Source organism: Nonomuraea sp. NPDC049400, assembly GCF_044466425.1.
In the GTDB taxonomy this organism is placed as follows: domain Bacteria; phylum Actinomycetota; class Actinomycetes; order Streptosporangiales; family Streptosporangiaceae; genus Nonomuraea.
Genome location: NZ_JBITMP010000123.1, coordinates 1 through 8,172, shown reverse-complemented (window position 1 = coordinate 8,172; position 8,172 = coordinate 1). Strand labels below are relative to the sequence as shown.

General features: G+C 68.5%; 6 protein-coding genes and 1 pseudogene. 1 reads left to right on the top strand and 6 read right to left on the bottom strand.

Annotated features, from left to right (window positions below; genetic code table 11):
- The first annotated feature begins 554 nt into the window (after nt 1-554).
- On the top strand, nt 555-905 hold the full coding sequence (locus ACIBVN_RS60385; RefSeq protein WP_397151882.1) for a VOC family protein: 351 nt from the start codon (nt 555-557) through the stop codon (nt 903-905).
- A 55-nt stretch (nt 906-960) separates the two neighbouring features.
- Here ACIBVN_RS60385 and ACIBVN_RS60380 read toward each other — a convergent pair whose 3' ends face one another.
- The 6 genes and pseudogenes from ACIBVN_RS60380 to ACIBVN_RS60355 all read right to left on the bottom strand — a co-directional run bounded on the left by ACIBVN_RS60380 (nt 961) and on the right by ACIBVN_RS60355 (nt 7,560).
- On the bottom strand, nt 961-2,070 hold the full coding sequence (locus ACIBVN_RS60380) for a helix-turn-helix domain-containing protein (protein ID WP_397151880.1): 1,110 nt from the start codon (nt 2,068-2,070) through the stop codon (nt 961-963).
- A gap of 42 nt (nt 2,071-2,112) precedes the next feature.
- Nucleotides 2,113-3,135, bottom strand: coding sequence for a sigma factor (locus ACIBVN_RS60375; protein ID WP_397151878.1), 1,023 nt, complete (start codon nt 3,133-3,135; stop codon nt 2,113-2,115).
- Between the two features lie 451 nt (nt 3,136-3,586).
- Nucleotides 3,587-4,909, bottom strand: coding sequence for an MFS transporter (locus tag ACIBVN_RS60370; RefSeq protein ID WP_397151876.1), 1,323 nt, complete (start codon nt 4,907-4,909; stop codon nt 3,587-3,589).
- 533 nt (nt 4,910-5,442) lie between these two features.
- A pseudogene (locus ACIBVN_RS60365) lies at nt 5,443-5,613 on the bottom strand (integrase core domain-containing protein); the annotation flags it as partial.
- Nucleotides 5,614-5,723: 110 nt separating this feature from the next.
- The gene (locus ACIBVN_RS60360; protein WP_397151884.1) at nt 5,724-6,197 is read right to left on the bottom strand and encodes a group II intron reverse transcriptase/maturase; all 474 of its coding nucleotides are present in this window, start codon (nt 6,195-6,197) and stop codon (nt 5,724-5,726) included.
- Nucleotides 6,198-6,216: 19 nt separating this feature from the next.
- Entirely contained in the window at nt 6,217-7,560 is a 1,344-nt protein-coding gene (locus ACIBVN_RS60355; RefSeq protein WP_397151874.1) for a reverse transcriptase/maturase family protein, read from the bottom strand.
- Nucleotides 7,561-8,172: the final 612 nt, after the last annotated feature.

Genomic DNA, 8,172 nt, shown 5'->3' with positions numbered 1-8,172 from the left:
ACGCCCCGAAACCAGGCCTCTACCTGCGACAGCGGTCCTCGTCGAGGAATTGGACCGAGAAATGATCACGAGAAATCAAGCCGTGGATTCAAGCTTAGCGATCTCATGTGCTGGTTTGCTCAGATATTCACCCGGCGGCTGTTCAAGGGGGACCGGCAGTGCTTCCGGTTGGCTGAGGCCATGAATCTAGCCTCGCTGTAGGAGAGCGGCACCTACTGTCGTGAGACAGGAGCCTTGAGCTCCCTCAACATAATCCAGGTCATCGCGTCAGCCGAGACCATCTCGTTTGTGTCCCGTTGCAGGCAGCGCCCAGCGGCACTTGATCATGTTGGAAGCGCCGTACGGCGAGACGTCGCAGGGCGCGACCCGGCGCAACGAAAACTGCGCCCCATCGCCGACACGCGTGCAGGCGATCCCCGGGCTCACTGCGACGATCCAGGCCGGTCAGGCGCACGCGCGAGGCTGGGCGCCAGGCCCGAGTCGGCGGCGGGTGGCCCCATTGCCAGTGCAAGGATGTTCAAGACCAGCCGCCCCGTCGCCGCCAGGCTGGCCGCATGACAACGACTCTTACCTCCATCGTCATCGACTGCGCCGACCCCGCCGCGCTGGCGGCCTTCTACGCCGAGGTCACCGGCTGGCGGGTCGGCTCGGGCGACGCCGACTTCGTCGGGCTCGAAGGCGGCCCGGTGTCGATCGCGTTCCAGCGCGTCGACGGCTACCAGGGGCCCGGCTGGCCGAACGACGGGAAGCACGTGCACCTCGAGTTCAAGGTCCCCGACGTCGAGGCCGCCAAGAAGGAGCTTGCCGGGCTCGGCGCCACCGTGCCCGGCTTCCAGCCGGGCGGGGCCGACTGGACCGTGCTCATCGACCCCGAAGGCCACCCCTTCTGCGTCATGGAAGGCTAGAGGCCCGCGAGAACCGGCCTGACGCCGGCGTCCTCCCCGGCACGTCGGCAGCCGGTCAGGGAGCTCGGGAGGCGAGCAGGCGGCGCAGGGCCGTGGGGGTGTGGCCGACGTGGCGGCGGATCGTACGGGTCAGGTGGGCCTGGTCGGCGAACCCCAGGTCGGCGGCCAGCCCGGCCAGGCTCGGCTCCCCCTCTTCCAGCCGGTCGAGTGCCCGCCCCACGCGCACGCGATTGCGGTAGTGGGTCAGGGAGATGCCTAGCTCCCGGGTGAACGCCCGGCTGAGCTGGTAGGGCGAGACGGCCAGGAACTCGGCCAGCGACAGCAGGCCGCCGGCTGCAGGGTGGTCGGCCGCGATGGCCTCGCGAGCGGCGTCGGCGATCGCCGTGCCGGTCCTGACGACGGCACGCGCCTTGACGTTGCGCTCCTGGCCGGAAGCCCCCTCGGCGACACGCGCTCCGAAGGTGGGCACGCGGGCGGATCCGAAGGCGGGCACGCGGGCGGATCCACGGGCCTCCCTCCCATCGGCGGGTCCGCCTGCACGAGTGCTCGCCTCGACGGCTCCGGCGCCAGGGGCGCGCACCTCCGTGCCGCCCGTACCAGCGGCGGCAGGGGCACGCACCTCCGTGCCGCCCGTACCAGCGGCGGCAGGTGCGGGCGCCGAAGCAGGCACCGCGGTGGTGCCCGCTCCCCCGCCGGAGGTGGCCGGGGTCGGGGCGGGGGTCAGCTGCCCGAGTGCGGCGCCGAGGAGGGAGAGCAGGGACTCGGCCAGCTCGAAGGCGGCGTCCCCGCCGCGCGCCGCCGCGAGGAAACGCCGGTGCGCCAGGTCCATGCGGGCGTCCACGTACAGGGTGGGGCGGGCCGGCGGCGGGCCGTCACCGGCGAGCGTGCGCCACAGGGTGGGCGACAGGGACACCGAGGTGCACACGTCGCCCCCCGCCGGGTGGGCGAAGTGCTCCTCCGCACCGGGCACCGAGAGGTATGCCATCGTCGGGTCGATCACGGCGGTCCGGCCGTCCGCCCTGCGCCGGAACCTGCCACGGCGCACCAGCACCAGGCGGTGCCGGGAACCCACCTCGGCCGCCGACCACCCGCGATGGTCGTCGACACAGGTCACCGCGTCGAGGCGGAACCCGTCCCCGGCGGCAAGACGCACAGCTGAACGCACCCGCCGAACGTTACGCCGCGGGTACGACAATCCAGCCCGCTGCTACCGGCCGCCGCCGAGCGTGTTGGCCACCGCCGTGACCACGCAGAACCCGAAGGGCCCGGCCGTGTCGTGCATGGTGACCTGCCCGGTCGCCACCCCGTCGGCGCTCAGGTGACCGGTGCTCTCGACCCCGATCAGATCACCGGCCGGGAGCCGGGCGAGCGTCAGCGTGTAGTCGGCGTTGATGAACCCCAGCCGCCCGCCGGTGCTGACGTTGCTGAGCGGGCTGGCGAAGTCGGCGGCCAGCGCCGCGCGTACGAGCGGTGTCAGCGGCTCGTCGTCCACCAGCGGGTACGACTCCCGCAGCCACACCCGCCCGGGACCCGGCTTCCCCCACTCCGTCACCCGCCACAGGTCGAACGGCGGGGTCCACGTGGTGGGCCCGTCCACCGGCGGCGGCCCGTCGGGCGGGGGCGAGTCCCACACGGGCGTGACGAACGTCTGCTCTCCGTCAGGCTGCTCGCCCTGTCGGAGCAGCACCGCCCCGGCCCGCCCGATCGGCCCCTGGTCGGTGGAGATGATCGCGTCGGCCACCAGGATCCTGCGCCCGGACCTGATCAGCGAGGTCTCCACCGTGACCGGCACCATCGGGCTGCTGCGGAACAGATCGACCGTCAGCCGGGCGAGGTGCAGCCCGGGCTGGGCGTAGCGCCGCTCGATGGCCCGGGCGGCCAGCCCGCCGAGCAGGCGGCCGTGGAGCATGTCGGGGGACCAGGGGCCTCGGGCGTGGGGCGCGGGCACCAACTCGCCCTGCTTCTGCGTGAAGAACGCTGACACAGAATCAGATTCTAGAGGAGAGCTCCAGCGGCGCCGCCACCAGGAGACGTGCAGGTTTACAATGATCTTGCGGACGTACGCTTCACGCTCGGCGCCCAGGCGCGGCCAGGCCTGCCACGCCTTCAGCAGCGCCGTCTGCACCAGGTCTTCGGCCGCTCCCCAGTCACGGGCGAGCAGGTAAGCGGTGCGGAGCAGCCGGTGCCACGACGCCTCGACGAACGCGTCGTACTCCGATCGATCCGCCATGTACGGTCCTTCCTGGAGGCGGCAGTCACCCGTCCTTACGCCGCCGGAAGCACAGAAGGTTGCTCAGTCTCAAGCGCAGCATGCCCCATACCAACGGTATGGTCCGGCGGCGCCAGCCGCCGGATGCTGCCGCCTGCCCAGCTGACATCGAGAATGGATATCGAAGCTGGTTCGGTGCCGTTCGTCACCGCCCCGGGCTCACGCGCGGCCCAGCCCGCGGGCCAGCAGGGCCGCCGTCTTGGCGATCACCCTGTTGTCCATGGTCGCGGCCGGGTTGTTGTGGTTGGTTCAGACGGCGGCATCGATGCAGCGGCATCGTGATCATGCAGCTCACGGGTCTCGCGGCCGTGGCGGCGTTCGCTGTCCGGTGGGAGCCATACGTCCCTTTGCACCGACAAGGGTGTGCAGGGTACCCCGGGGATCTGCACAGCGGCGCGCAGGACGATCGCGGTCATCGTGGCACGCGAGATGAGAGGCGAACAGCGTGCACGGCCAGTCCGCCGACCGCGAACACGACAGCCGCCGCCAGGTAGAGCTGCCCGGGACCCCAACCGGAGTCGAGCAGCCCGCCAGCCGCCAGCGGGGAGACGAGCGACCCGATACGGCCCATGCCGACGCCCCAGCCCACGCCGGTCGCACGCACTTCGGGTGGATAGGTGGACAGGGCGAGGGCGTACAGACCGGCGACACACCCGTTGAGGAACAGGCCGATCAGCGCGCCCAGTGCGAGCAGCAACCCGTACGTGGAGATGGCCGGGATGAACAGGGCCAGCAACGCGGCCGTGGCGAGCGTGTAACCCACCAGCAGGTGCTTGAGCGGAAAGCGGGCGGCCAGCAGGCCCAGCACCATGGTGCCGAAGATGCCGCCGAGAGCGAGCCACACCCCCCAGGTGATGCCTTGAGCGGCCGACAGGCCGGCCTCCACCAGCAGTTTCGGCGTCCAGCTCGTGACGAAGTAGAACGTGGACATGGCAGTGAAGAAGCCCACCCAAGTCAGTAGCGTGTTGCGGCGTAGCTGTGGGGTGAGGACCTGCCGGACAGTGAGTGCCGGCCCGGCGGGCGTATCCGGGCGGTCGGGCATGGCTTCCAGCGTGGGCTGCTTCATCGCGAGAAGCAGCTCGTTGAGACGGTCCAGGGCGCGCGGCGAGCGCTGGGTGAGCAGGAAGTCCAGGGATTCGGGAAGCCGCCACAGCACCGCACCGATGAGCATGGCCGTGCCTGCGCCGCCGAAGACGAATACTGATCGCCAGCCGGACGAGCTCTGCAGCGCCACCGTGATGACCCCGCCCGCGGTGGCACCGACGGCGTAGCCAGCCACGTTCAGGCTGACGGCCAGACCCCGCCAGCGGCCGTTGGCGTACTCGGCGGCTATGACGTTGCTGCTCGCCAGGATGCCGCCCACGCCGACGCCGGTAAGCACGCGCAGGAGGCCGAGCTGGACGGCGTCCTGACTCAGCGCCGACCCCAGCATCCCGGCGGCGGCGACCACGAGGCAGGCCAGGATCAGCGCCCGCCGCCCGATGCGGTCGGCCATCGGGGCCAGCAGCAGCGACCCCCACGCCATCCCGACCAGGCCTGCGCTGAGCAGCAGGCCAAGCTGCGAGCCCGACAGCGACCACTCCTGCGACACCGCGGCGGAAGTGTAGGACATGACCAGGACGTCGAAACCGTCCAGGACATTGAGCAGCATGCACACGACGATCGCCGACCATTGCATGCGCGACATCGGGGAGCCGTCGACGCGGGCACGCAGCTCCGCGGAGTCGGTATGCATCGGTGGCCTTCCGGTGTTGAGCAGTAACGCTCCACCAGCAGCCGCATCACCATGTCCGCACCGTGACGCCGGCGTTCTCCACCTTCGACGCGATGGCCTCGAAGATCCGCGGTGAGGTGAACGCCTCGATCTGCACGGGCATCCACGACCGGATGAGCGCGTTGGAGCGGGCAGAGCTGCTCGGGCTGCTGGAGGAGCGCGACAGTGACGGGACGACACTGTACAACTGGCTGAAGAAGCCCGCGCAGGGGCCGACGTGGTCGCACTTCAAGAACCTCGCCAGGCGTCTGGATTGGATGGATGGTCTCGGCGACACGTCGGTGTGGATGGACGGCGTCGCCTCGGGGAAGATCACCGACTTCGCCGGGGAAGCGGACGCGGCAGATGCCTCGGAGCTGCGGGACTTCACGCTGGGCCGACGCATCGCGCCGATCGCGTGCCTGGCGCACAAGGCCCGGATGCGGGTCCGCGACGATCTGACCACGATGTTGTGCAAACGCATCGCCACGAAGATCAAGAAGGCCAAGGCAGAGCTAGATGTTCTGTCCCGACAGGTTGGTGACGCGGCTGATGGGTGGTTGGCCGCCCAGGGCGGTGTGTCCGCGGTGATGGTTGTACAGGTGCAACCAGGCTGGCAAGGCGGCGCGGCGTTCGGCTTCTGAGGCATACGGGCGGGCGTAGGCCCACTCGTCGGTCAAGGTGCGGGTAGGGTCGGCCGAACAGCGAGGTGCCAGCGTTGTGAGCTGGTCCTTTTCCGTTCGGCCTCCCTCCGAACCGGGCAGACCCGTTTCCGAGTACCCGGCTCTCCAGCGATCTACTGCGTGAGCGGTGTTGCAGGGTGCCCGTGGATGAGGTCATGGCAATCGCCACAGACCACGAGAGCTTTGCGGCGGATCTTGGCCATGACTTCCACCCATGCGGGCCGCGGGTCACCGGACTTGCCGAGATCGGCGAGTCGACGGATGTGATGAACCTGAATGCCATCCGTTCGCTCGCAGAGCTCGCATCGTCCCTTAAGCAGCCGGGTGACCAACTGCCGGTTGGGATAGACGGGCCCGGTGTGCTGTCGGTCGATAAGGACCGCGTTCTTCTGCCGCTTGAGCGGGATGCCGCCGAACCAGGCGACCAGCGGTTTCCTGCCCTTGCGCTCGACCTTGGCCTGGAACCGCGTGCGCAGCCCGTGCGGTGTCTGGATCTTGGCCTTGAAGCGGGCCGCCATCTTCGTCACCGTTGAGCGGTGCTTGCGGGCCAGGGTGTGGAGCATGGAGGTTTCCATGATCCAGCGCAGCCGGTGCAGTCGGAAGACGTCACTGGCGAGCAGGTAGAACTGGACGATGCCCCGGTACTCGGCCCCGAAATCGGGCGACGATGTTGTAGTCGCTCTCGTTGATCATCGGGTTCCGGCACGCAGGTTTGCCGCGTGACAAGTACGGGGCGGACTTGGCCTTGACCACCGAAGCGGGAACGCGCAGGACGACCGCCCCGTTGAGCGAACGGCGATTACGCCGGTCACTCGCAGACGGCCTTCGCGTCCTGGTCGCGCTGCTCGCAACGGTGATCTCATAACCGAGGAAGCTGGCCCGCTGAGTGCGGGCATGGGTGATCAGAGTCTTATCCGCTGACAGCTCCAACTTGAGATCATCACGCAGGAACGCCGCCAGGCGGCTCTTGATCTGTTCGGCTTCGGCTTTGGGTCCGGCGAAACCGAGCAGGGTGTCGTCGGCGTATCGGCAGTAGCGCAGCCTTCGATAGCCGGGATCACGAGGATCCTGACTGGGCAGGCTGTGCAGCCGCCGGTAGAGTTTCCGCACCTCGGCGCGGTCTCCAGCGCGGCGGGCTCTGACGATCGCCGCTTCCACCGCCCGGTATTGCGGGTTGCGAGCCCGCAGCCGCCCCCGAGTGAACTCGGGAATCAGAGTCTTCTCGACGAAGACGTCCAGCTTGTGCAGGTAGATGTTCGACAAGATGGGGGACGCGATGCCGCCCTGCGGGACCCCGCTGAGCGTCGCGTTCCACCTCCAGTCCTCCAAATATCCGGCTGTCAGCATGTGGCGCAGCAGCCGCAGGAACCGGTTGTCGCGAATCTTCTCCGCCAGGATCGAGAGCATGACCTCGTGGTCCAGGCTCCCAAAGCAGTCGGAGATGTCTCCCTCGATGAACCAGGTCGTCCCGGTCCAGGTGTTGGCCACCTCCCGCAATGCGGTGTGGCAGCCTCGTCCGGGCCGGAACCCGTGGGAACGGTCGGAGAACGTCGGCTCGTAGTAGGCCTCCAATAACAGGCGCACAACTTCGCCAACGAGCTTGTCCGACCAGATGGGCATGCCCAGCGGGCGCGTCTTGCCGTTTTTCTTCGGGATGTGCGTTCGACGGACCGGGCCGAACCGGTAACGCTCGTGGCGCATCGCGGTGATGATCCGTTCGATCTTCCGGACCGACATGCCGTCCACGGTCTCCTGCGTGGCCCCTGGCGTCATCGCACCCTTGTTGGCGTAGATGCGGCCATAGGCCAGCAGATACAACTGCGGGTTGAACATCTGCCGATACAACTCACTGCACGGCAGGCCGCGCCTGCCGCGCTCACGCAGGACACCCAGCACCGTTTCGGCACTCTGCATTGCGCATACCTCCCGATCTTGTGGTGTCCCGATCACCTGGCCTCCTTCGCCCGTGTGGACGGCTTTCCCGTCCTCCTTGGCCGGTCGTGACTCCGGCGACTACTACGAGGCCTCCGTCGCCGTGGGGCTCGCGCCCGATAGGCGATCCCACGTTCGTCACGGTCGTACGTGACAGCGTGAGGTAGGCGTCCCGTTCGTCTCCTTCAATGCCCTCACTGGACATCGCTCCAGCGCCCCGGAGGTTGCCTGCGTCTGTTCCATCACCGTCAGGCAGGGCCGGCGCCGGTTTCAGGCGTCTTTCCGGCGGATGTGAACTTCCATCTTCTGGAGACTGGGATTCAGGCAATCCAGCTTTCGCCATGTCACGCGGGTCCCCCACAGCACCGCCCCTGACGCTGGGCACGGCCTGCGGTTTCCTGGCATGCTCTTGTCCCCATAACCCTTTCGGCGCTGGGTAAGCCATCGGACCCAGGAACCTCCCTCCGAGTTCCTCCCGGCTGGACCGGGGATACGACCATGCGCCTCGTGGCGCACTGGAAACGTTCGACCTTGCCGTTGGATTACGCCGTCGATTACACCCGATGGCGACGATCAGTACCGACGCGTTCGGGTGACCCACCCGTTTCATCCGCTGTCCGGGCGCGACTT